At 64.9% G+C, this 22,177-nt stretch carries 21 protein-coding genes and 2 pseudogenes; 2 read left to right on the top strand and 21 right to left on the bottom strand.

Features of this window, described 5'->3' with window-relative positions; all coding sequences use genetic code 11:
• Positions 1 to 31 precede the first annotated feature (31 nt).
• From ACLIVD_RS42540 to ACLIVD_RS42450, 19 genes and pseudogenes are all read right to left on the bottom strand, one after another.
• Positions 32 to 1,120 carry a phosphotransferase family protein gene (locus ACLIVD_RS42540; RefSeq protein WP_491933775.1) on the bottom strand — a complete coding sequence of 363 codons (1,089 nt, stop codon included), beginning with the start codon at positions 1,118 to 1,120 and terminating at the stop codon, positions 32 to 34.
• Entirely contained in the window at positions 1,117 to 2,409 is a 1,293-nt protein-coding gene (locus ACLIVD_RS42535; protein WP_491933849.1) for an acyl-CoA dehydrogenase family protein, read from the bottom strand. Before ACLIVD_RS42535 ends, ACLIVD_RS42540 begins: the two co-directional genes overlap by 4 nt.
• A gap of 43 nt (positions 2,410 to 2,452) precedes the next feature.
• Positions 2,453 to 3,595, bottom strand: a complete 1,143-nt coding sequence (locus ACLIVD_RS42530) for a thiolase family protein (protein WP_491933774.1) — start codon at positions 3,593 to 3,595, stop codon at positions 2,453 to 2,455.
• Complete coding sequence (locus ACLIVD_RS42525; protein WP_491933847.1) at positions 3,592 to 3,879, bottom strand: Zn-ribbon domain-containing OB-fold protein; 288 nt, start codon at positions 3,877 to 3,879, stop codon at positions 3,592 to 3,594. Before ACLIVD_RS42525 ends, ACLIVD_RS42530 begins: the two co-directional genes overlap by 4 nt.
• Positions 3,880 to 3,888: 9 nt before the next feature.
• Positions 3,889 to 4,038, bottom strand: a pseudogene (locus tag ACLIVD_RS42520) (zinc ribbon domain-containing protein); the annotation flags it as partial.
• A 1,213-nt stretch (positions 4,039 to 5,251) separates the two neighbouring features.
• Positions 5,252 to 5,695, bottom strand: coding sequence for a Zn-ribbon domain-containing OB-fold protein (locus ACLIVD_RS42515; protein WP_095870554.1), 444 nt, complete (start codon positions 5,693 to 5,695; stop codon positions 5,252 to 5,254).
• The gene (locus tag ACLIVD_RS42510; protein ID WP_491933773.1) at positions 5,692 to 6,873 is read right to left on the bottom strand and encodes a thiolase C-terminal domain-containing protein; all 1,182 of its coding nucleotides are present in this window, start codon (positions 6,871 to 6,873) and stop codon (positions 5,692 to 5,694) included. The genes ACLIVD_RS42515 and ACLIVD_RS42510 overlap by 4 nt, the downstream gene beginning before the upstream one ends.
• Entirely contained in the window at positions 6,866 to 8,041 is a 1,176-nt protein-coding gene (locus ACLIVD_RS42505) for a CaiB/BaiF CoA transferase family protein (RefSeq protein WP_491933772.1), read from the bottom strand. The genes ACLIVD_RS42510 and ACLIVD_RS42505 overlap by 8 nt, the downstream gene beginning before the upstream one ends.
• Positions 8,041 to 9,366, bottom strand: a complete 1,326-nt coding sequence (locus ACLIVD_RS42500; RefSeq protein WP_491933771.1) for a CaiB/BaiF CoA transferase family protein — start codon at positions 9,364 to 9,366, stop codon at positions 8,041 to 8,043. The genes ACLIVD_RS42505 and ACLIVD_RS42500 overlap by 1 nt, the downstream gene beginning before the upstream one ends.
• 260 nt (positions 9,367 to 9,626) lie before the next feature.
• On the bottom strand, positions 9,627 to 10,391 hold the full coding sequence (locus ACLIVD_RS42495; protein ID WP_491933770.1) for an SDR family NAD(P)-dependent oxidoreductase: 765 nt from the start codon (positions 10,389 to 10,391) through the stop codon (positions 9,627 to 9,629).
• A 15-nt stretch (positions 10,392 to 10,406) separates the two neighbouring features.
• Complete coding sequence (locus ACLIVD_RS42490; protein ID WP_491933769.1) at positions 10,407 to 11,642, bottom strand: acyl-CoA dehydrogenase family protein; 1,236 nt, start codon at positions 11,640 to 11,642, stop codon at positions 10,407 to 10,409.
• A gap of 58 nt (positions 11,643 to 11,700) precedes the next feature.
• Positions 11,701 to 12,489, bottom strand: coding sequence for an SDR family NAD(P)-dependent oxidoreductase (locus ACLIVD_RS42485; RefSeq protein WP_491933768.1), 789 nt, complete (start codon positions 12,487 to 12,489; stop codon positions 11,701 to 11,703).
• A 79-nt stretch (positions 12,490 to 12,568) separates the two neighbouring features.
• A complete protein-coding gene (locus tag ACLIVD_RS42480) occupies positions 12,569 to 13,510 on the bottom strand; it encodes a PDR/VanB family oxidoreductase (protein WP_491933767.1) in 942 nt (313 codons plus the stop codon).
• A gap of 78 nt (positions 13,511 to 13,588) precedes the next feature.
• Positions 13,589 to 13,975, bottom strand: coding sequence for an ester cyclase (locus tag ACLIVD_RS42475; RefSeq protein ID WP_009476052.1), 387 nt, complete (start codon positions 13,973 to 13,975; stop codon positions 13,589 to 13,591).
• A 50-nt stretch (positions 13,976 to 14,025) separates the two neighbouring features.
• Positions 14,026 to 15,255, bottom strand: a complete 1,230-nt coding sequence (locus ACLIVD_RS42470; RefSeq protein WP_491933766.1) for a cytochrome P450 — start codon at positions 15,253 to 15,255, stop codon at positions 14,026 to 14,028.
• Between the two features lie 16 nt (positions 15,256 to 15,271).
• Positions 15,272 to 15,463 carry a ferredoxin gene (locus ACLIVD_RS42465; protein WP_491933765.1) on the bottom strand — a complete coding sequence of 64 codons (192 nt, stop codon included), beginning with the start codon at positions 15,461 to 15,463 and terminating at the stop codon, positions 15,272 to 15,274.
• 31 nt (positions 15,464 to 15,494) lie between these two features.
• Positions 15,495 to 16,328, bottom strand: a complete 834-nt coding sequence (locus ACLIVD_RS42460) for a mycofactocin-coupled SDR family oxidoreductase (protein ID WP_491933764.1) — start codon at positions 16,326 to 16,328, stop codon at positions 15,495 to 15,497.
• A gap of 562 nt (positions 16,329 to 16,890) precedes the next feature.
• On the bottom strand, positions 16,891 to 17,712 hold the full coding sequence (locus ACLIVD_RS42455) for a FadR/GntR family transcriptional regulator (RefSeq protein ID WP_167119990.1): 822 nt from the start codon (positions 17,710 to 17,712) through the stop codon (positions 16,891 to 16,893).
• A 164-nt stretch (positions 17,713 to 17,876) separates the two neighbouring features.
• Complete coding sequence (locus tag ACLIVD_RS42450; RefSeq protein ID WP_491933763.1) at positions 17,877 to 18,947, bottom strand: enoyl-CoA hydratase/isomerase family protein; 1,071 nt, start codon at positions 18,945 to 18,947, stop codon at positions 17,877 to 17,879.
• 31 nt (positions 18,948 to 18,978) lie between these two features.
• On the opposite strand from ACLIVD_RS42450, the gene ACLIVD_RS42445 reads away from it, so the two are divergent.
• A complete protein-coding gene (locus tag ACLIVD_RS42445; RefSeq protein WP_491933761.1) occupies positions 18,979 to 20,235 on the top strand; it encodes a CoA transferase in 1,257 nt (418 codons plus the stop codon).
• Positions 20,232 to 21,629: an amidohydrolase family protein gene (locus ACLIVD_RS42440; RefSeq protein ID WP_491933760.1), complete on the top strand. Its 1,398-nt coding sequence runs from the start codon at positions 20,232 to 20,234 to the stop codon at positions 21,627 to 21,629. Before ACLIVD_RS42445 ends, ACLIVD_RS42440 begins: the two co-directional genes overlap by 4 nt.
• Positions 21,630 to 21,673: 44 nt before the next feature.
• Here ACLIVD_RS42440 and ACLIVD_RS42435 read toward each other — a convergent pair whose 3' ends face one another.
• A complete protein-coding gene (locus tag ACLIVD_RS42435; protein ID WP_491933759.1) occupies positions 21,674 to 21,859 on the bottom strand; it encodes a hypothetical protein in 186 nt (61 codons plus the stop codon).
• 29 nt (positions 21,860 to 21,888) lie between these two features.
• Positions 21,889 to 22,008: pseudogene (locus tag ACLIVD_RS42430) on the bottom strand (transposase); the annotation flags it as partial.
• Positions 22,009 to 22,177 lie beyond the last annotated feature (169 nt).

Below are 22,177 nucleotides of genomic sequence, written 5' to 3'. Positions count from 1 at the left end.
CTCCTCAGTGATTTCATCGCGGACTTCGATATCAGGACAGCAACCCGAGGGCGCGACGAGCGAGCGGCGGAATCAGTGCACCACGCTCCCCCATCCGGGCATCGGTGGTCTGACCTCGAACAAAGCGGGCGTAGAGCTGTTGGAGAATCACCGACGTCTTCCAGCATCCGAGTGCCTCGTACCAGGCGATGTCGGACAGATCGAGACTGCTGCTCCTGCCGTATCGGTCGATGACAGCGGCACGGGACGGCAGGCCGAGTCCGTGCATTCCCGGAACCGCGATGAACGCCGCATCCGAGTCGGGATCGAGGGTGCTGTCCGGCCAGTAATTCAACAACGTACCCAGATCCGACAGCGTGTCACCGGTGGTCGCCATGTCCCAATCGAAAACCGCCGTCACGCGGTCCGGGTCACCCGGCCTGAACTGGCAGTTGTCGATCTTGTAGTCGTTGTGCACGATCCCACTGCGCTGGCTTCGCGGCTGGCCCTTCACGAGCCGGACAGCGACCTCCCGCACGACGGCCGCAGTCTCCGGCGAGTCGACCTCCGGTTCCACAGCTGCCCAGCGCCGTTGCCAACCACGGAGCTGGCGGTCGAGGTAGCCCTCGGGCCGGCCCAAGTCGGACAGCCCCGCCTTCCCCGGATCCACCGCGTGCAAGTCCGCCAGGGCATCGATCACTGCCAGCCCGATACGTTCGCCAGCATTGTCGAAGCCGGACATCGAGTCAGGTACCCGGTCCCAGACGACGATGCCCTCACGGTACTCGTTGACGAAAAACTCCGCGCCGATGACCGACTGGTCGGCGCAGTGCAATAGAGCGCGCGGCGCACGGGGAAACTCGGTGTGCAGCTGTGAGAGAACCTTGTACTCGCGGGCCATGTCGTGGGCGCCTGCGGCGATCGTGCCGAAGGGTGGTCGGCGAACCACCAATTGCCGATCACCGAACGTGACCTGATATGTCAGGTTCGCTGATCCGCGGGGGAATTGCAGAACCGAGAAGTCGCCCTCGAGGTCCGGGAGCTGCTCGCGCAGATAGCTTTCCAGCCGGTCCCAGTCGAGTACCTCACCGGCACGAACCGGTGCGAGCTCGGCCTGATCGTCGTTGACCTCGGTACTCATGACAGTGTTGCCAGATCGAGATGCGCATACTTTTCCTGTGCCGCCGCCTCCAGGGCAGGAAGATGGCGGGTCGGAAACAGTCCCGGTGCCGGGGTTGCGCCGCGCAGCAATTGCTTTGCCACGGTCTGCAGGTGCAACTCGGTGGCACCGTCGGCGAGCCCCATGTGGTAGCTCTCCATGATCCAGCGCCCGAACGGCAATTCCGTCGAAATGCCCAGTGATCCGTGGATCTGGGCTGCGCGTGAGGTCACGTCGAGGAGAACCTTGGGCATCGCGGCCTTGACCGCCGAAATATCGACCAGGACCCGCTTGTAGTCGTTGTACTTGTCGATCTTCCACGCGGTTTGCAGCACCAGAAGACGGAACTGCTGCAACTGAATCCACGATTCGGCGATCATGGCCTGCACCATTTGCAGGTCCGCTAGCCGCTGCCCGCGCGTATGGCGGGACACCGCGCGCTCGAGCATCATGTCCAGCGACGCCTTCACTAGACCGACGGTCCGCATCGCGTGGTGGATACGGCCGCCTCCGAGTCGGGTTTGCGCGACCTCGAAGCCCTGGCCCTCGTCCCCGAGGCGGTTGCCCGCGGGAATTCGCACGTTCGTGTACCGCATGTAGGCGTGAGTGGCCTCATGGTCCTCATGGCCGGACACACCGACGTTGCGGACGATCTGTACACCCGGGGTGTCGATCGGTACGAGGAACATGGATGCTCGCTTGTGCGGTTCCGCCTCCGGGTCGGTGACCGCCATGACGATGAGGAACGTCGCGAACCGGGCGTGCGACGAGAACCACTTCTCTCCGCTGATGACGTACTCGTCGCCGTCTCGTACCGCACGAGTGATGAATCCCGTCGGGTCGGAACCACCGGCCGGCTCGGTCATCGAGTAGGCCGACATGATGTCACCGTCGATCAGCGGCTCCATGTAGCGCCTCTTGAGATCGGCACTGCCGAAATGCGCCAGCACCTCCGCGTTGCCCGAATCCGGCGCCTGACAACCGAACACCACCGGACCACTGTGGGTTCGCCCGAGGATCTCGTTGAGAAGGGCAAGCTTGAGCTGTCCGTAACCTCGCCCACCGAGGTCGGGCGTGAGATGGCAAGCCCACAGGTTCCGCTCACGGACCTGCTGCTGCAGCGGGCGGATGAGCTCGTTACGCTTCGGATCCGTCACGTCCCAGGCGTGCTCGATCAGCCGGTCGAGTGGTTCGACCTCGGTGCGGACGAAGTCCTCCACCCACTCCAACTGGGCCTGGAATTCGGGATCGGTTTCAAAGTCCCAGCTCATCGGATGCTCCTTGAATATGTAGTGAAAGAGGAAAGTTCGTGGGCTATCGGGACAACACGGTGCATGCGCTGATGCCCGGTGCCCCGTAGACATGGCTGAAGGCCAGCTTCGGATCACCCGGCACCTGCCGGGCACCGGCAGCGCCGCGCAACTGCACCACGTTCTCGTACACCTGCCGAAGCCCCGTCGCGCCGATCGGTTCACCATTCGCGATGCAGCCGCCGTCGGTATTGATCGGGATCCGCCCGCCGATGGCGGTCTCCCCCGCCGCGATCAACGCCTGCTGCTCCCCGTGTTTGCAGAGCCCGGTCTCGGCCATATGCATGATTTCGGCACCCGATTCGGTGTCCTGGATCTGCGCGACGTCGATATCGGCCGGGTCCACGCCAGCAGCCTCGAAGACCGCGCGCGCAGCTGTCACCGTGGGCCCGTCGGCGCGTTCGGGCGAGACCCACGGACTGAACACCTCGAACGAGCCGAACTGACGTGAACGCAACTCCGCGGCCTCGAGAAACACCGGGGTATCGGTGTACTTCTTCGCCCGATCGGCACGCGCAAGAATCAACGCCACGGCACCCTCTGCGGGAGAGCAGAACATGAACTGCGTCAACGGATGACTGACCATCGTCGACGACAAGACCTGCTCCTCGGTCATCGGAGTCCGGCGCCACGCATGAGGAGCCAGGGACCCGTTACCGAACGCCTTCACCGCGACCTTTGCGAGTGTGTTCTCGCTGATACCGTGTTCGGCCATGTACCGCTGAATCTTCATCGCGAAGAACTGGGTGGTCACCATCATGCCCGTCTCGCCGTACCACTGCCCCAGCCCATTCGCCTTGGGATCGGCATTGAAGGCGCCCTTGGGATGCTTGTCGAACCCGATGGCGATCCCCAGGTCGTGCTTGCCCGACGCGATCGTGTTCACCGCGGACGTCAACGCGCTACCGCCCGTTGCGCAACCATTGGACACGTTGATGAACGGCAGGCCGGTCAGTCCGAGTTCGGAGACGAGGGTGTCGGCGTTTCCGGCGGAATCACTGCCACCGTAAGCAAATTGAATATCGGACCATTCGACACCGGCGTCCTCGAGCGCCTGTCGCGCGGCATAGACGGCCTGAGCGCGGCCGCTCACACCCTCGGTCCGCCCGAATTGGTGGATGCCTACTCCGACGATCGCGACCTTCATTTCGTCTCCTCAGTGCTGCTCGGGCCGAACGCGTAGGTCAGGACCTCGGAACCGTCGGCGTCCCGGTGGTTGACCATCGTCGTCAATGTCATCGAATCGCCGATCTCGAGTTGGTCCGGGTCATTGACCGTCAATCGGGCCTCCACGATGACCGGACCCAGGTCGATATATCCGACACCGAACGGGACGAAGTCCTCCGGACCGAGGAACGGGCGTTTCGGCCGGAACGACTGCACGGTGTACGACCACAACGTTCCGGCCGATGGAAGTTCGACGCTGACCATCGAGGAGGCGCTGCATCGCGGACACGTATCCTGCACCGGAAAGGTGACGGTCCCACAGTCGCCGCACCGCCCGCCGAGTAGAACCACGCCCCGATCATCGATCCGGAGCACCTCGCTATCGATCGATTTACCTGGCAACGATGCCTGCGTCGGCGTCATTCTCGAACTCCTGACTCGTGTGCCTCGAGGCCCCCGCCGATCGATCGCATGTGCTCGACAGCAGTCATGACGTACCTCCGATTTTCTTCGCCCGGGTCGCGGTCAGGTATCTCGCCACCGACCAGTCCTGTGCCTCGCGTCACTCCCGATACGCCGAGCATAATTATCATGAGGAACTTTCGCAATACGGTTTTCACGAGCCAGGAGAAGTGGAGGGAACCCTGCGGCCGGCCGGCTGTCACGGACCGGCAGAATGAGCCCCGAGACGTATCTTCGGCTCGTCACCGCGGAAGTACAGAGAACCATTCCGAATTTGGCCACGCCCGAGATGACCGAGCGCCGGCAAGATCGTCCATCCACCTCGTCGTCCGATCATCCACGCGCGCAGTGACGGTGATCCTGTAGCGTTCTGGCCGCGATCAGGTTGGGATCGCCGAGCTCGAGGGCGAACTGAGATCAGGACAGCTCCGGACGGCCGTCCACGCCCCGATCGTGACCGCAATGCTGGCTTCGCCGCCGACGGGTATCGGGTGACGCACTGGAGCAGCGAGCTATTCGCCGGCCGACATATATTTCTGATTGAGTAGTTTACTGCGAATGCTTGTGGAAGTTCTCAGGAGCTGTCGGACCGCCAGTGGCCTGGCCATCCGCGAACGGCGAGTGACTTACCGAATGGGTCAGGAACCGCTCGGACGCAGGTGGTTGTGGATACACGCACGTCAGAATGCGTATCTCTTCCTGGTCGCAGTTCGATTCAGGAATGACCTGCCACAGACGCTCGACGAACCGGCGCGTTGTCATTCCGAAGTTCACAAGGAGCTCCTCCCCGGTGGGGCCCCCGTATGGTGCCCACCTCCTGGCGAAGTCGATGAGGAGCTCCGCATCGTTGTCAGGATGTTTACGCTTGCGGTTGACTTTGATCCACGTGGCACGACGCCTTTGACGCCATTGGCGATATTCTGCAGGGTTCATGGTATTCAACACATCTATTCGGGCCTGGCAGGCCAGTGGAATTGCGAATCTGCCTCACTGCGGCTCGGTATGCGTTCGGTAGATGACGGTTTCCGTCCATCCAACTGCTCGGCGATTCCGAGATACCCTGGACTGCCAGGGCAGCCAGGTGATAACTCCTGTCGGCAATTGCAAACCCACCTTTCATGTAGCGGTGGAGGCGTGCCTCGAACTCGCCTTTGTGCGGGCGACCTGGACCAGGTCAGATCCTGCGGTTGTCCCCCACACGTTCCTTCGCAATGGTCCATTTGGGAAGCACCCTGGCGTTGCCCTCACGGTCGGGTCCGAGATCCTCGAATTCGACGACGAATTCGGTGGTCTCGTCGACGTCCACCCTGCCGGGTAGATGGCCGATCATCCGGACGTTCTGTTCGCCGTGGACGTCGATCAGGACCACCGTGTACGGCACCGGAAAGAGTGGATGGACCTGGTGTTCCACGACGGTCCACGACTTCGCCCGGCCGCGGCCGGCGACGGCGGACCATTCGAGATTGTTTCCGCCGCATCCCACACACCGGGGCCTGGGCAGATGGACCCGGGCTCCGCAGTCCGTGCAGGTGAGGACACCGAGTTTTCCTTCCGCCGCCAACTCGAAGAAACCGCGACTCGCCGGATCGTCGACCCGCGGTGCCAGCCGGGCGCTCATGCCGACACCAGGATAAGCGCCGCGGTGGACGGCGGTGGTGCCGACGTCACGAGGGACACCGACGCCCCCTGCACCTGGTTCGACGACTGTCCGCGAATCTGCCGAACACCTTCGACGACATGGTTCATTCCGTGGATGTAACCCTCGGACATATGACCTCCACTCGTGTTGAACGGCATCGCCCCGCCGACCTCGAGTTCACCGGATTCGATGAAGGCGCCGGCCTCGCCTCGGGCGCAGAAGCCGTAATCTTCGATCTGCAGCAGCGCAGTGATGGAGAAGCAGTCGTAGAGCTGCGCGGAGTCGATGTCCTCGGGCCCGAGACCTGCACGCGCATAGAGCGTCTCCGCGCACTGCCGCGACGGCATCGATAATGGATCCTCGCGCATCAGTGCCGGATACATCTGCCCCGGCTGCGGGCGAGGCCCGCTCGCCATGGCCGCGGCACGGATCACGACGGGGGGTTGCCGCAGGTCCTTCGCGCGTTCGGTCGTGGTGACGACAACCGCGGCGGCACCATCGGTTTCGAGGCAGTAGTCGAAGAGACGCAATGGTGTGGACAGCATGCGCGAGCCCATGTAGTCGTCCAACGTCATCGGACGGTGATGCATTTGCGCCGCCGGATTGTTGTTGGCGTGCTTGCGCGCAACAAGTGCGATGTTCGCGAGTTGCTCGGACTTCAGCCCAGTCTCGTTCATGTACTGCTGCGCGATGAGCGCGAAGAACATACCCGGAGAGAGCAACCCGTACGGGCCGAAGAACTCTGTGAACGACTCGGCGCCGCCGATGACGAGATCCAGCTCGGCGGAGAGCCCGAACCGGTTGCCGGAGCGACCGTTGAGGGAGCGGAAGACCACCACGGTGTCCGCCTGTCCACTCATGATCGCCGCGACGGCCTGTGCCACCATCGCGCAGGGACCCGACCCACCGGGACCCGCCTCACCGTAGTAGGTCAGATTGCGTGCGCCGATCGCATCGCCGAGAGCCGCGCAGGACACGAGATCCATGTCGTTGCGAACGATGCCGTCGACATCGGCGGGCTCTATGCCTGCGTCTGCCAGCGCAGCGAGCGCCGCGTCCGCCGCCAGATCTGTCACGCTCACACCGGAGTTCTTCGAGAAGGCGCTCTGCCCGACCCCAGCGATTGCGCAGACGTCGCGTTGCCATCGATCAGTCATGTGCCAGAACCTCTTCCGTGTGCTCACCGAGTCGTGGTGGACGGGTCGGCGCGCCGTCACCACCGGAGAATCGGTACGGGGTGCCGGGAAAGAGCGCACTGGAGCCGTCGTGCATCTCGACGGGGACGAAGAACCCGCGTTCGGCGAGGTGCTCGTCGTCGAACAACTCTTCCGGGGCCCGCAGAGGTCCGATCGGCAGACCACGCCCCTGGCCCTCGCGGTAGACGGTTCCCGAATCCTGAATGAGGAAGAAGACCTCGAGCAGTTCCTGGATGTGCGAGAAATTTTCCTGCCGATACGCCAGCGACAGGTACTCGTCGTCGACGAGGTCCGCCGCGACGCCGGCCGATTCCATCCACGAGGTCAGTGCCTTCCATGCATGCTGGTCAGCGAGAATGAGAGCGAAGTACACCCACACCCCGTCCGCGCACTGGAACAACGCCGGCTGCGTCGGCTCCGGCTGGGCGTGGCGGCAGGTCTGCCTCTGCACCAGCGCCTTCGGGTAGAACCAGTAGGGGTTTGCCAACTCACCCGTGACCGCGATCGATTCGTGCATGGACACGTCGACCAATTGCCCCTGTCCGGTGTTCTGGCGCTCGATGAGTGCAAGAAGAAGTCCGCACAGCGCGAAGCTCGCGGCGGTCATGTAGCCCTGATTTCCGCCGGGACGGATCGGCGGAATCGAATGATCGTCGTACCCGCACGTGGTGAGCAGCCCGCCCATCGCGAGACCGACCAGGTCGGAGCTGCGGTAGTTCGCCCACGGGCCGGTCAATCCGAACGGGGAGACCGACAGTGCAATCAGCCGAGGTTGCTCCGCGCACAGCCGTTCGAGGTCCACTCCCTGCGCCTCGAGATCCACAGGCCGGCCGGTGGTCAGAAGAATGTCCGCGCCGGCGATGAGATCGGCAAGTGCAGCGCGTCCCTCCTCGCGATCGGTGTCCGCGGTGACCGAACGCTTCGAGGTGTTGTACGTCCAGAAGTTCAGGCTCTTGTCCGGATCGACAGCACCACCCGCGTAGGGTCCGATATGTCGGCTCGCAGCGCCACCGGGGGGCTCGACCTTGATGACGTCGGCGCCCTGATCGGCAAGGAGCTTGCCGGTATATTCGCCGGCCGGATCGTCGGCGAGTTCGACGACGATGAGTCCACTGTATGCGAGTTCCATCAGATCACGCCCTCTGCGGTAAGCGTCGCAATCTCATCCGCGCCGAGTCCGAGGATGTCCCCGAACACATACTGATTGTCTTCTCCGAGTAGTGGTGCGCTGCGCCAATTGTCCTGGACGGTGCGGGAAAACTGCATGGGTGATCCTTCGAATTTCGCCGTACCGATGACCGGGTGATCCAACTCGAAGAATGTTCCGCGTAGGTCGATCTGGGGGTCCGATTCGGTGAGGTCTTGCGAGTTCCGTACGGCGCCGGCCGCCACGCCGGCAGTCTGCAGCAACTCCATGGACTCGTGTGCGGGCCGACTGGCGGACCAGCGGGAGATGTGTTCGTCGAGCTGGTCGTGGTGGGCGAAGCGCGAGGATTGATTCGCGAATTCCGGTGATGACGCCCATTCGGGATTGCCGAGTGCTGTGACGAACCGGGACCAGTCCGCGTCGTCGAACACCGCGATTGCGAGCCATTTGTCCTCGCCCGCGGCTGGATAGACACCGTGCGGGGCCGCCTGCGGGTTGTTCAGGCGGTTTCCGTTCGGGTATCCGGGTCTGCGGGTGGTGGCCTTGTTCACGGACACGTCGAGCAGGTCCGGGCCGATCAGATTGATGCCGGCCTCGACGGCAGAAACATCGATCTCCTGCCCCTTGCCGGTGGCGTTGCGCTGCATGATTGCCATCAACAGGGCCACCGAGTTGTAGTAGGCGGCTTGGTTGTCCATGTAGGACAGTCCCCAGCCGGACGGCTCCCGATCCGGCAGACCGGAGATGAAGGACAGGCCGCACACCGCTTGGATCACCGGGCCGTAGCTCTTGAATCGGTGGTGTGGCCCGCTGTGTCCGAATCCGCTCATCCGCGCGAAGATGATCTCGGGATTGATCTCACGCAGGTCGTCGTAGGTCAGTCCCCACTTCTCCATGACACCGGGTGCGAAGTTTTCTGTCACGACCGAACTGGCGGCGATGAGCTGCCGCACCAACTGCTGGCCGCGTTCGGTTTTCATGTTGACGGTGATGCCGAGCTTGTTGCGGCTGTAATTGTTGAACAGCCCGCCCTTGTTCGGATCCGGATTCGGATCTTCGTCTCCGTACGAACGCAGTTCATTCTTGTAGATGGGCAGGCGCCTGGGCATGTCCAGGCGATCACGTGCCTCGATCTTGATGACCTCGGCGCCGAAATCTGCCAGCAGGCGGGTGGCGACAGCACCGACACCCATCCAGCAGAAGTCTGCGATCCGCACACCGGCAAGCGGTCCCGTGCGCTGTTGGGGCAGGCGCCCACTGTCCAGGTGTGTCTGCGTTGGCCGCGTGTGCTCTATTGCCGTCACCACGTGCCTCCCATCCTCGTCGTGTTGTCGGGGTTTCAGCCGGGCAGCTCACTCACCGGCAGTTCGTGTGCCTCGGGTCACTCCCGCTGCACCGAGCATAATTATCATGAGGAAATATGGCAAGGAGCTTGATGCAGGGAAATACCCGCACAAGCTGCGAACCCCGCGCACCGGGGGCAATGCGCGGGGTTCGACGGGATTGGCGCTGAAAGTTCGCAGCAGCCAATCAAGTAGGCGAGATCTGCCAGGGGACCGGCAACGGATTATCCGACGGCCATTCGCCCACCGTCGACCGGCAGGATCGTCCCCGTGGTGTAACTCGAGGAATCGCCGGCGAAGTACAGCACCGCTCCGACGATCTCCTCCGGCCTGCCACCACGCGAGATGGGCCAGGCCCCAGCGAGATCGTCGAATTCGTCCATGTCCCACCCCTTGCTGATGTCGGTGAAGAAGGAGCCGGCCATCACGCAGTTGACGCGGACCCCGGGTCCGTAGGCGGAAGCGAGTCCCTTGGTCAGCGAGTTGAGACCGGCTTTGGCTGCGCCGTACGGGATGTAGGCGGGGGCCGGCCGCTCGGACGCGTTGCTACTGATGTTGATGATCGATCCGCCGCCCGCTGCGGTCATTCGCGTCGCGGCGAGGGCGCTCAGCCGGAAGGGACCCTTGAGGTTCACGTCGACGATCTTGTCGAACAGTTCCTCGCTCACTTCTTCGATACTCGGATAGAGCGGTGCGATGCCGGCATTGTTGACCAGCACGTCCAACTTGCCGAAGGTCGAGTACACCTCGTCGATCAGGGTCGGTAGAGTCGCCCAGTCCCCCACGTGCGCTGCCACGCCGAGCGCCTTGACCCCGGTCTTGGCCTCGATGTCCGCAGCGAGTGCCCGGCACGGCTCGACCTTGCGGCTGGCGATGACCACGTGTGCGCCCTCTTCGGCGAACGCCCAGGCCATCGAGGCTCCCAGACCCCTGCTGCCGCCGGTGATCAGGGCTACCTTGCCGGCGAGATTGTGTCGATCGGTACTCATGGTTCCTCGATTCGTTCAGGCGCGCGAGCGCGACGTCGATTCACGCCACGACTTGCCCTTGTCGGCCCGCGCTTCTGCGGGGAGCCCCAGCAGTCGTTCGGCGATGATGTTGCGCTGGATCTCGTCGGAGCCGCCCGCAATGCGGTAACCGGGCGCCCCGAGAACGTGCTCGTTCCACGCGTATGTTCCCGGTCGCCCCGTGTCGGCCAGTAGCGTCCGTCCGAGTATTGCAGTGGCGGTGTCGGACACCAACTTCAGCTTGTCCACCCACTGGACCTTGCGCACCGATCCCACCGCGCCGGGGGCGCCTCCCGCCGCCCGTGCCTGGCGATCGCGGAGGAGGTCGATCTCGGCCAGAGTCTGGCGAAGGTAGACCTCGGCCAGCTGCTGCCGAATCTGTGGATCACCGATCCGTCCGGCAGCGCGTGCGGAGGCAACGAGCTGGCTGAACTGTCCGCCGACTCCCGCTGTGTTGGAGTTTCCGCCTCGTTCGAATGCCAGGGTCGTCAACGCGACATTCCAGCCTGCCCCCACCTCGCCCAGTCGCAGACGATCCGGGACACGGACGTCGGTGAAGAAGACCTCGTTGAAACTGGTACCTCCGGACATTTGCCGGATCTGGCGTACCTCCACACCCGGTGCGTCGAGCGGCACGAGGAACGCGGTCATTCCCGCATGTTTCGGTACGTCGGGATCGGTGCGTGCGATGAGTTCGCCCCACTCGGCGAATTGCGCGCCCGAGGTCCACACCTTCTGTCCGTTGATCACCCATTCGTCGCCGCGGCGGACGGCGCGGGTGCCGAGGGAGGCGAGGTCCGAGCCGGCACCGGGCTCGGAGAACAACTGGCAGGCCAGGAGTTCGCCGCGGAGCATCGAGGGCAGGAAGGTCTCTTTCTGTCTCGGCGTCCCGAGGATCCGAATGGTCGGGGCGATCAAGTGCATCGTGACCGAGAACAACTCGTGTGGCGCCAACGGCAACAGCGTCGACTCCTCCCTCGCGAACACATCGGCGTGCTCGACGCTCAAGCCGGCGCCGCCGTCCTCGATCGGCCAGTCGAGGGCACCGTAGCCGGCATCGAACTTGATACGCTGCCATCGCTTGTGTTCCTCGAGCAATGCCTGTTCCGCCTCGAATGGCAGTGAATGGAATACCGCCACATCGAACGGGTCCCGCTCCGTGGTGCCCGCGACGGCGCCGACGTTCTCGCGCAGCCATTGCCCGGCCTGTTCACGAAACTCTGACAGGGTCATACAACCTCCGAAATTTGTGCGGCGAAAGGCGCCCCGGCCAGCCGGGAAGCGCCGGCGCTCAGTACAACGACTCTCCGCCGTCGACGATCTGGTTGGTGCCGGTGATGAACTTCGCGCTCGGACTGCACACGAACACCGCGGCCGCGGCCATGTCTTCGACGCTGCCGGCTCGACCCAAGGGAACCGTGGCGGCCATCCTCTCGAAGACCTCCGGGTTCCGCTCCAACGCCATCGGGGTTGCGGTGATACCGGGCGAGAGGGCGTTGACGCGGACGCCCTGCTCGGCCAGCTCATAGGCTGCCACGCGCACGAACTGATTGAGTCCCGCCTTGGTGGTCGCGTAGTGGATCGTGCCTGGCCGCGTCCCCAGTGCGCGGACCGACGAGAGCACGAGAATCGCCGCGTTCTCGCTCTTGTCCTCACGTGCCGCCATCCGCGTCGCGGCCTGGTGACAGCAGCGGAAGGTGCCCGTAAGATTCAAGTCGATCGTGTTGGTCCACACCTGTTCCGTCATCTCCAGGAACGGGACCATCGACCCGCTGCCCGCGTTGGCGACGAAGATGTTGAGCGTAGGGAAGGTGCGGTCCGCGAGTTCGAACATCGCGCCGACCGATTCGGGGTCACGGATGTCCACTTCCGCGATCTCGACCTGCTGACCGGGCGCGGCCAGCTCGAGCAGTTCCTTACGGGCCAGCTCCAGTTGTGGTCGCCGACGGGCCGCGATCATCACGGCGGCGCCGGCTTCCACCATTCCCTTCGCGATGCCGAGCCCGATGCCTTCGCTGGCACCGGTGACGAGCACGTACTGCCCGGCCAGCACACCCTGGTTTACGCTCTCTCGACTCACGACACCGCTCTCCTTGTGTTCTGTCCGCTGCGCGACTGCGGGTTCAGCGCCACTACCGATGTCCGAATCAACGGATGTATCACGCGTCGAGACGCAGTGAGACCGAGCGCGCGCGTGACACGCACAGCATCATGGTCTGACCGCATTCACGCTCATCGTCGGTCAACACCGAATCCCGGTGGTCTGGAATGCCCTCGAGGACGGGAGTTTCACAGGTTCCGCAGGTTCCCTCGTTGCACGAAGAGAGAATGTCGATTCCGTTCTCCTCGGCCACGGACAGGATCGTTCGATCTGCGGGAACGGTGACCGTGATACCGGATTGCGCGAACTCGACGTCGATGTCGTGATCGGGTCCGTCCAGTTCGATCTCTTTTGCCACAAAACGCTCGGTGCGCAGGGTCCGCTTCACCGGCCCGGCCGTGCAGAGATCTTCCAACTTGGCCAGCAGCCCTTCGGGACCGCAGGAGTAGATGATGGTCTGCGGATCTGTGGCGGTGACGAGCCCGTCGATGTCGGGCATCCCCCGTTCGTCGTCCGGCCAGATCTGGACCCGATCACCGAACTGGGCCAACTCGTGGAGGTATGCCATGCTGGCCCGCGATCGTCCGGCGTAGAACAACTTCCAATCCCGGCCTTCACGCTCGAGCTGCATGATCATGGGGATGAGGGGGGTGATGCCGATCCCACCGGCCACGAACTGAACCGCGACGCCACCGGCGAGAGGGAAATGATTGCGGGGCGTGCTGACTGTGACCGACGACTGCTCCGCGAGCGAGTCGTGAACGGACACCGAACCGCCGCGACTGTTCGGCTCCCGGAGCACCGAGATGACCCACCGGGTGTCGGCGACGCCGAAACCCGTCAGCGAATACTGGCGAATCAATCCATTGCCCACGTGAAGATCGATGTGGGATCCGGGTTCCCAGCGCGGAAGTGCGTCACCGCTGTCGGCTTCGAGTGCCAGTTCGACGATGCCGTCGGCGACCGTGCGTCGTTCGACGACGCGAAGATCGAGGTTCATGTTCACTTCCCAGAAGTTTGTCGAAAGGTGCCGACTCCCTCGAAGCAGGACCAACCCGCTTCGAGGGAACGCCGCGGCCTATCCGTAATCGCACCACTCGGTCAACCGACCATTCTCGAACGTCATGATCGACAGGACGTTGAGCTTGCAGAACTCGCCGGCCTTGCCGAACCCGGGAACATCCGCTGTCGCGGTGCCCTGCCACGTGGTCTCGCGCAGGACCGAGTTGCCGGTCACTGCCCAGCGGGTGGTCTCACCGATCGAGCGGTCGGGGAACACCTGCTTCATCTGTTTTACCGTCTCGATCATGAGGTCGCGACCGGTTGCCGCGACGCCCCGATTCTGATGCACCACCACGATGTTCTCGTCCACGAGGTCGTGGAGCACGTCGAGTTCGAGGTTGTTCCACGCATCGACGACCTTGTGGGCCTGCGCCAACAGTTCTTCCGGAGCCGGGTTGGTCATGTGTAATCAGTCCTTCTAGGTGAGATGGCCAGGGATGGGGTGGGGGGTCGTCAGTCGGTGAGTACTTCGATGTCGAACTCGTGGATTCCGCGGGTGGGCATCGAGTGGTACCCGATGGTCTGTCCCTCCACCAGTGTGAACTTCGGCATCTTGGTGACGATCCGCTCGAGTACGAGAATCATCATCACGCGCGCGAAGTTGGATCCGAGGCACCGGTGCGGGCCGATGCTGAAGGCGATGTGGTTCTTGTCCTTGCGGTGCAGGTCCCACTGGTGCGGGTTCGGGAACTTCGTTTCGTCACGGTTGGCCCCGTTGTAGGACGTCCATACCTTGGCACCCTCGTCGAGATCGGTCTGGCCGACTGTGACGGGGCATGTGGTGGTCCGCTGGAGTGCAGTGACATTCGCGAACATGCGAAGGCCTTCTTCGACGGCGTTGGGAACCAGATCCGGGTTCTCCACCAGTTCGGTCAGGTCGTCGGGATGAGTGGCGAGGTGGTGAACGATGCCGCCGAGGATGGTTCCGGTCGATTCCAGGCCGGCGATCGACAGCGGGAGTACGACGGCAATGCGCTCGGACAGGGTGGGCTCGCGGCCGTCGATCTCTTTGACCTGGCACACCAGGCTGACCAGGTCGTCCTCGATCGGATCGGCCATACGCGCCTTCACCAGGGCCTCGATGGCGGCGTACAGGCTGACGAACGCATTCTCCGACGCCTCCGCCGTCTCGCCGACGAAGATATCGTGAGCCCACTGCATCCAGTCGTCGATCTTGTCGCCCTCGAGTTGGAGCAGATTGCTGAAGACCGCCCGCAGCTGCAGCGGGCGCAGGAAGTCTTCCATGACGCTGAACCGGCCACGCTCGATCCCCGCGCCAAGGAGCGTATCGATCTCGGCGGTGATCGACGGCGCGAAGACTCTCATCTTCTCTTCCGTCAGTTCAGGATTGAGAATTTTACGCCAGTCCGTCTGTGCCGGCGGATCGAGATCCTCGGGCAGGAACCGGCCCTCGTTCTTCGGAGGCGCCGCCCGGTTGTCATGGCCGAGAATCGCGACGCCCCCTTCCGAGGAGAAGCGCTTCCAGTCACGCAGGATCTTGAAGACGTCCTCGTAGCGGGTGGCCACGTAGCAGGGGGTATCGCCCTGGGTATGGACGCTGAGCTCGTCGAGTTTCTGCATGCGATTGATCTCGGGCCAGAAATTGTCGTTGAACTCCGACGACCACATATCGACGGGGCATCGACCGGTCGTGGTCGTCTCCGACTGCAACTGTTCAGTCATTTCCAAATCCTGTCTCTCACACGGAGGTAATAGCGGCTTCGGGGCACACGGCCAGGATCTCGTCTACCGTGTTCGACTCCGGCACCGCGCCGTCGTTCTTCACCTGTGCGCGGCCCTCGTCGTCGGGTTCGAACAGATCAGGGAACATTGCGTAGCACCTACCGTGCGCCTGGCAGAATTCCTGATCTACCGATACCTTGTTCGTCATTTCGACTCCAATCGATGTCATCCGGTGCACCTCAGGCGCGGGCGAGTTGTCCGCCGTCGACGGGAATCGCTGCGCCAGTGACGAATCGGGCCTCATCCGAGGCGAGCCACAGCACCGCGTTGCTCACATCCTCGGGCTCTACCCACGGGATCGGGAGAAGCGTGAGGTTGCTGAAAAGGTCTGCCGCGTCCGCGGGAGTCGGGTTCTCGATATCGGGAAGGAACATCTTCAGCAGGCTCTCGTTGATCGCCATTTCGGTGTTGACGGCGCCGGGATTGACCGAGTTGACCCGGATGTTGTGTTGACCCACCTCGTTCGCCAGCGACAGCATCAGACCCTGCATGCCGTGCTTGGAAGCGCTGTAGTGCGCCTGCCCGGGCGCACCGCGCAACCCGACCGTTGAGCTGACGAAGATGACGGACCCACCCGCGCCGCGCTCGATCATCGAGGGCAGAACTGCGCGGCACGAATGCCAGGCTCCGACCAGGTTAGTACCGAGAATGTCTTCCCACTGCTGGTCGGTGAGCCCGACCACAGATCCCTGGTTCGAGATGCCTGCGTTGGAGACGAGGATGTCGATCCCACCGAACTCACGGAGCGCCTCTTCGACAACCACATCCAAAGATGCCTGGTCCCGCACATCGGCGGCACGCGCGATGATCCGGCGGCCTTCCTTTTCGACCAGGCGCGCCGTCTCCTCGAGATCCTCGGGAGTGCCGGACGTGTAATCGAGGTTGGCCTGCTGCCTGCACAGATCGACCGCAACGATGTCGGCGCCTTCCTGCGCAAGCCGGACGGCGTGGGTACGCCCCTGTCCGCGTGCAGCACCAGTGATGAACGCGATCTTGCCATCCAGCCGTGTCACTTGATTGCCTCCTATTGGCAGCTGTCTCGACGGTTACGCCAGGTACTTGAATAAACGGCGACGCCAAGCAGAAGAAGAGATGTCGGGAGCGCATCACAGCAAGCTGTCGAGCTCCGGTTCGTAGGGCCTTGTTAATCCAGTCACACCCCGGACAACATGAGATCAATATTGCTCATGAGGAACTCCGATGTCAAGGGGTGGTCTCACTTTGCGCTGCACCACCTCTACGGCTTGACAAAATTGGCTTGACCAGCACGTTCAACGTGTCCGCCCACAGCCTAAGGAATAGTGTCGAGACCCCGGCAAAGCACAAGCGCGATTTCGAGCCGTTCGAGACTCGGCGAACCAACAAAGAGAGGACAGGACAGACAAGCGCCCGCGGATCGTGCACAGCCGCCCGAATTCGATTCGGGTACGACAGATTTCGGGCAGATAAGTTCCCCGGTGGCTGCGGCGCATGTCAGCCGCAGAGAAACACGCCGACCTCCATCATGAAGTCGGCGTTCGGTGTTCGGCTCAACCCGGGCGCGCCGGTTGCGCGCGTATCCAGTTCGGTGTCAGCTCACAACCACTCGATCGCAGAATCGAGCGATCCTCCCAAGCGATCCCGGCAATAGTCGACCACGCCACGCAAGTGCTCTTCCATGAGATCGCGGGCGCGCTTGGGCTGCCCAGCAGCGACCGCCCTGGCAATCTTGTGATGATCATCGACGAGAACGCTTCGGAGAGTGCGCGGGTCGTCGACCATAGCGACGTGGTGCGCGACGATCTGGCCGTAGGATTCGAGACTCAACTCGAGGACCCGATTGCGAACCAACGAGGCAACCGCCCCGTGAAACCCGGCATGCTCCTCGAGGTAGCCCTCGAGGAGCTCGTCGGATTCGTGGTGGTGCCCGTCCATGAACGGCGCCATGGTGGAGGCGCGCGTGTCGGCGTCGGGATGCCGAGCCGCACGCTCGGCCAGCTCTCCCTGTCCCCACACCCACGCCTCGAAAAGTTCCTGGTAGGTGGCACCCGACATGTGAAAGAACAACGCGGAGACTCGTCCGAGGTGTGCTGCGCCCACAGACCCGACCACGGGACCGCCTCCGGGGCCGCGTCGAATCGCGATCATTCCCTGCACCTCGAGTAGGCGCAGTCCCTCCCTCAGCGATTCTCGGCTCACACCGTACTGCGTCAGCATGGCCGCTTCCGACGGCAGTCCATCGCCCGGCCGGAGGTTCTGGGCACGGATGTCGCCCACAATGTTTCGTGCGATGACTTCTGCCGCTTTGAGCGGTCGGAGCAGCGAGGATCCGCCGGCCGCGATCGGAATCGGGCGGTCACCGTTCGTCTCGCGCTTGCGCGTCTCGCGCTTGCGCGTTCCTTCGCTGCGTACGACCATCGCGCCATCCTCTTCGAGTACCGGACCCACGCACCAACCGTTCACGGCGTGCGGTGCACCCTAGAACGCGGACGTGCTGGACATCACACCGGATATTATCATGATGTTTTGTTACGTGCTCCGACACGGGAGTCTCCCCCTCGCGGTCGTAAAGGCACGCTCAATCACTGACCTGCGCTGACCTCGTCCACAAGACCCCACGCCAGCGCGGTGCCGGCGTCGAGGGCAGCACCCGTCGCACACAACCAGAACGCCCGCCACCGCCCGATCCGCCGAGGCACGCCCACCGTTCCACCCGCCCCGGGGATCAATCCCATCGACACCTCCGGCAACCGGAACACCGTGCCCGGCGCTGCCACGATCCGACCCGCGAACGCTGGTACCTCGATGCCGGCCCCGACACAGCTGCCGTGCACCCGGACCTCCATTCGGTCGGCCAACTGCGAAACCAGCCGAGCCGCGCCGGCGCGGGTACGGATCAAATGCGCGGTCGCGAGGTCAGGGGTGGTGCCGAACTCGTCCAGGTCGCCACCCGCGGAGAACACCGGGCCCGCACCGTCGAGCACGATCGCCGTGATCGTCTCGTCCATGATTGCCAGCCGCAGCGCCTCGACCAGGCCGTCCCGCACCTCGGCCCCGTACGCGTTGCGCCGCTCGGGCCGATTCAGAGTGATGTGTAGCCGCTCGCCGTCCCGCCGCACCAGCACCGGGTCCTGCGGCGCCGGCGGTGGCAATGGACGCGGACCCCGCTGCTGCAGCCAGCGCCGGAAACCCGGGGTTCCGAGCAGCGTGGAGTAGGCCAAGGACTCGACGTCGATCGCCTGCGGCACCGGCAGCCCCTCCGACAGCCGCAGCACCTGTCCGAGCACCATCGCGGCGTGCACATTGGCGGCCACGACGTCGCGTAGTTCGGCGACCGCGGCATCCGGATCGGTTACTCCGACCATCCGGCGGTCGGCGAACGCTGCGTCGGCGACGATCGTGGTGTCCAGCGGAGCGGCCAGGTCCGCGACCGCCTCCGGGACCGGTCCGGGGGTGCGGCGCACCCCGACCAGCAGCCGGTCTGCGTGCAGCGCCCGCTCCGCGGCCCTGGCCGCGGTGCCGGCGTCTAAGGTGGCGTCGAGATCCACGACCAGCATCGGGGTGTCGACGACGGCGCCCTCGCCGAGCAGGGGGGTATCGGCGACCCCGTCGGCAAGGTCCTGCGGGGTGATCAGGGGCTGCGCGGTATCCACGACAGACAGCTTGCCAGCATAGGATCAACCGGTGTCACCTACTCCCCCGCCCACCTCCCCGGCGCCGGATCCGGTGCGGGACTGGGCCGAAAGCGGAGTCGTCGCCCTCACCGGCCGCCCAGACGGACCACCGGTGATTCCACCCGGAAGCGCCGCCACACTCGCGCGCGCCATGTCGTCGTGGATCTCCGACGTCAGTGCCCTCGGCGGTCGGCGGATCGACGTCGACGGTGCCCGCCTGCTCTCCGAGCGCGCGGCCTTCACCGGACGTGAGCGTCGCGGCGAGGTGTCGGTGGGCGGCAGTTGCCGTCTGCTGCCGACCGCCGACGGGTGGGCGGCCGTGTCGTGCGCCCGCGCCGACGACCCGGCGCTGCTGGGGGCGTTGGTGAGTGAGGCTGTCGACGAGGACGATCCCTGGCCTGCCGTCGCCGACTGGATCCGCACCCGCACCGGCGCCGAGTTGGCCGCGCGGGCGGAACTGCTGGGCGTCGCCGCCGGCCCGGTGTCGCGGGTGAGCACACCCCCGCCCGTTCCGGTGCCGCTGCGTCCCCGGCCTGTCGACGGGCTGCTCGTCGTCGACTTCAGCTCGCTCTGGGCCGGCCCGCTGTGCGCCCATCTGCTCGGGCTCGCGGGCGCGCGGGTGGTGAAGGTCGAAACCCCCGACCGCCCCGACGGCGCCCGGCGCGGCAACCCCGACTTCTACCGGCTTCTGCACGGTGGTCACGAGTCGGTCGTCCTCGACCCCGCCACCGGTGCGGGACGACGGGCACTGGCGGCCCTCGTCGACGCCGCCGACATCGTCGTCGAGGCCTCCCGCCCCCGCGCCCTCGCGCGCTTCGGGCTCGACGCCGGGGCCGCCGTCGCCCGCGGCACCACCTGGGTGTCGATCACCGCGGCGGGACGCTCCTCGGGCCGCATCGGTTTCGGCGACGATCTCGCCGCCGCGGCCGGACTCATCGCGAACGACTCCGACGGCACACCCCTCTTCGTGGGGGACGCCCTCGCCGATCCGCTCACCGGGGTCACCGCCGCGGCCCTCGCGATGTCCGCGCCCGCCGACGGATCCGGAAGGCTCTGGGACCTGTCGATGTCCGACCTGGTCGCGTCGACCCTCACCGATCAGCCGGTCCCGCAACCCCTTCTGCGCGATGGCAAGTGGGTAGTCGAGACCTCGTCGGGCGCCGCTGCCGTCGCCGAGCCGCGACCCCGAACACCCGCCGGAAACGCCGCCCCCTCCGGTGCGGACACCGCCGCCGTGCTGGCCTCGCTAGGGATCGCGGCGCCGTGACCGACCTCCTGATCCGCGACGCGGAGGTCGACGGCGTTCCCGGTGTCGACGTGGCGATCACCGGCGGCCGGATCACGGCAGTCGGGCCGAACCTGGTTGCACCATCGACTGCCGCGGTGATCGACGCCGACGGCGGCGCCCTCATCCCCGGTCTGCACGATCACCACCTGCATCTGCACGCGATGGCCGCCGACGCCGCCTCGGTGCGCTGCGGGCCACCGCACGTCCGCGACGCCGCCGCCCTCGCGACCGCACTCGGCAAAGCGGCCGGTGACGACAACGGCTGGGTCCGCGGCGTCGGCTACATCGAAACCGTCGCAGGTGATCTCGACGCCGACCGTCTCGACCGCCTGCACTCGGCCCGGCCTGTCCGCATTCAGCACCGCAGCGGCGCCATGTGGATCCTCAACGCGGCGGCCGTCGCCGCCGCACGCCTGACCGACGCATCCCATCCGGGGGTCGAACGCGGCCCGGACGGCCACCCGACCGGACGGGTGTGGCGCGCCGACTCCTGGCTCCGCGACCGGCTTCCGCCATCCCGACCGCCGCGCCTCGACACGGTCGGTGCCGCGCTCACCCGTTTCGGCGTCACCGGAGTCACCGACGCCACCCCCGACCTCAGCCCGCAGTCACAGGCCGCGATCGCCGCGGCGATGTCCAGCGGCGAGTTGCCGCAGCGCGTGCATCTGCTCGGCGCGCAGCCCGACGAATCCCCGTTTCCCACCGCACGTCTGACCATCGGCCCGTACAAGATCGTGCTCGCAGACTCCGGCCTCCCCGCCCTCGACGACCTGGCAGACCGGATCCGCGAGGTCCACAACCAAGGACGGGCGGTGGCCGTGCACTGCGTCACCCGCGAGGCGCTGCTGATCCTGCTCGCGGTGCTCGACGAAGTCGGGACCCTGCCCGGCGACCGCGTCGAGCACGGCGCGATCATCCCCCGCGAGACCATCGACGGCCTCCACCGGCGCGGACTCACAGTTGTCACCCAGCCCGGCTTTCTCGCCGACCGCGGCGACGACTACCTCCGCGACGTTGATGAGCGAGACCTACCCGACCTGTACCGGTGCCGGTCGCTGATCAACGCGCGCGTCGCGGTCGCGTTGTCGAGCGACGCCCCCTACGGTCCCCTCGACCCCTGGGCGGTGATCATCGCCGCAGTGAACCGCCGCGCCGCGAGCGGCGAGATCGTGGGGAGCAGCGAACGCATCACCGCCGCAAAGGCATTGACGCGATACCTCACTCCCGCTGACAAACCGGGCGGAACCCAACGCCACATCCGCGTGGGTGCAACCGCCGACATAGTCCTCCTCGGCGCGCCCCTCGCCGACATACTCGCTGCGCCCTCCGCCGACGCGGTACACGCCACCCTGATCGGTGGACGTTGGGCCTAAAGGGACTACGGTGCACGGGTGCGCGACTTCGGTCGCAAGACCGCTCAGGGAGCGGTGCCGGTTTGTCGGGTCCGATATTCGTCGACGACGGCGCGCAGTTGCTGATCGCAGTAGAGTGTCGCCCGGCCGATCTGCGCCCGTTCGGCTACGGCGGTGAAGGTGATCGGCTGTCCCGTGGTGGCGAGTTCGGCGCAGACCCGCTCGACTCCGACCAGGGTGCTCTCGCTCATGAGGTCTCCGATTGGGCGATGAGCGCGTCGAGGGTCTCGCGGTTGACTCCCAGGTCGTTGCCGATGCCGTCGAAGGTGTGGCTCGGGTCGGCCAGGTACTGCGCGACGGCATCGGCCTTGAATTCCGCCGAGTACGACTTCATCACCATCAGTGACATCTCTTCCTCTGGGTCTTCACGACCCAGTGTCCAGGATGTCCTCACTCAAGGGGGAAGCCCCCTCCCATATCACACGGCAGCCGATCCACATTCATGACAGGGGACCCTCTTGCTTCAGTCGCACACACCCCGGCTGGTATCGCTACCGGGTTGCAGAAGT

Source organism: Rhodococcus sp. G6(2025) (assembly GCF_058628105.1).
Note: the sequence above shows the minus strand (reverse complement) of the source record. Positions and strands in the feature narration are given on the sequence as shown.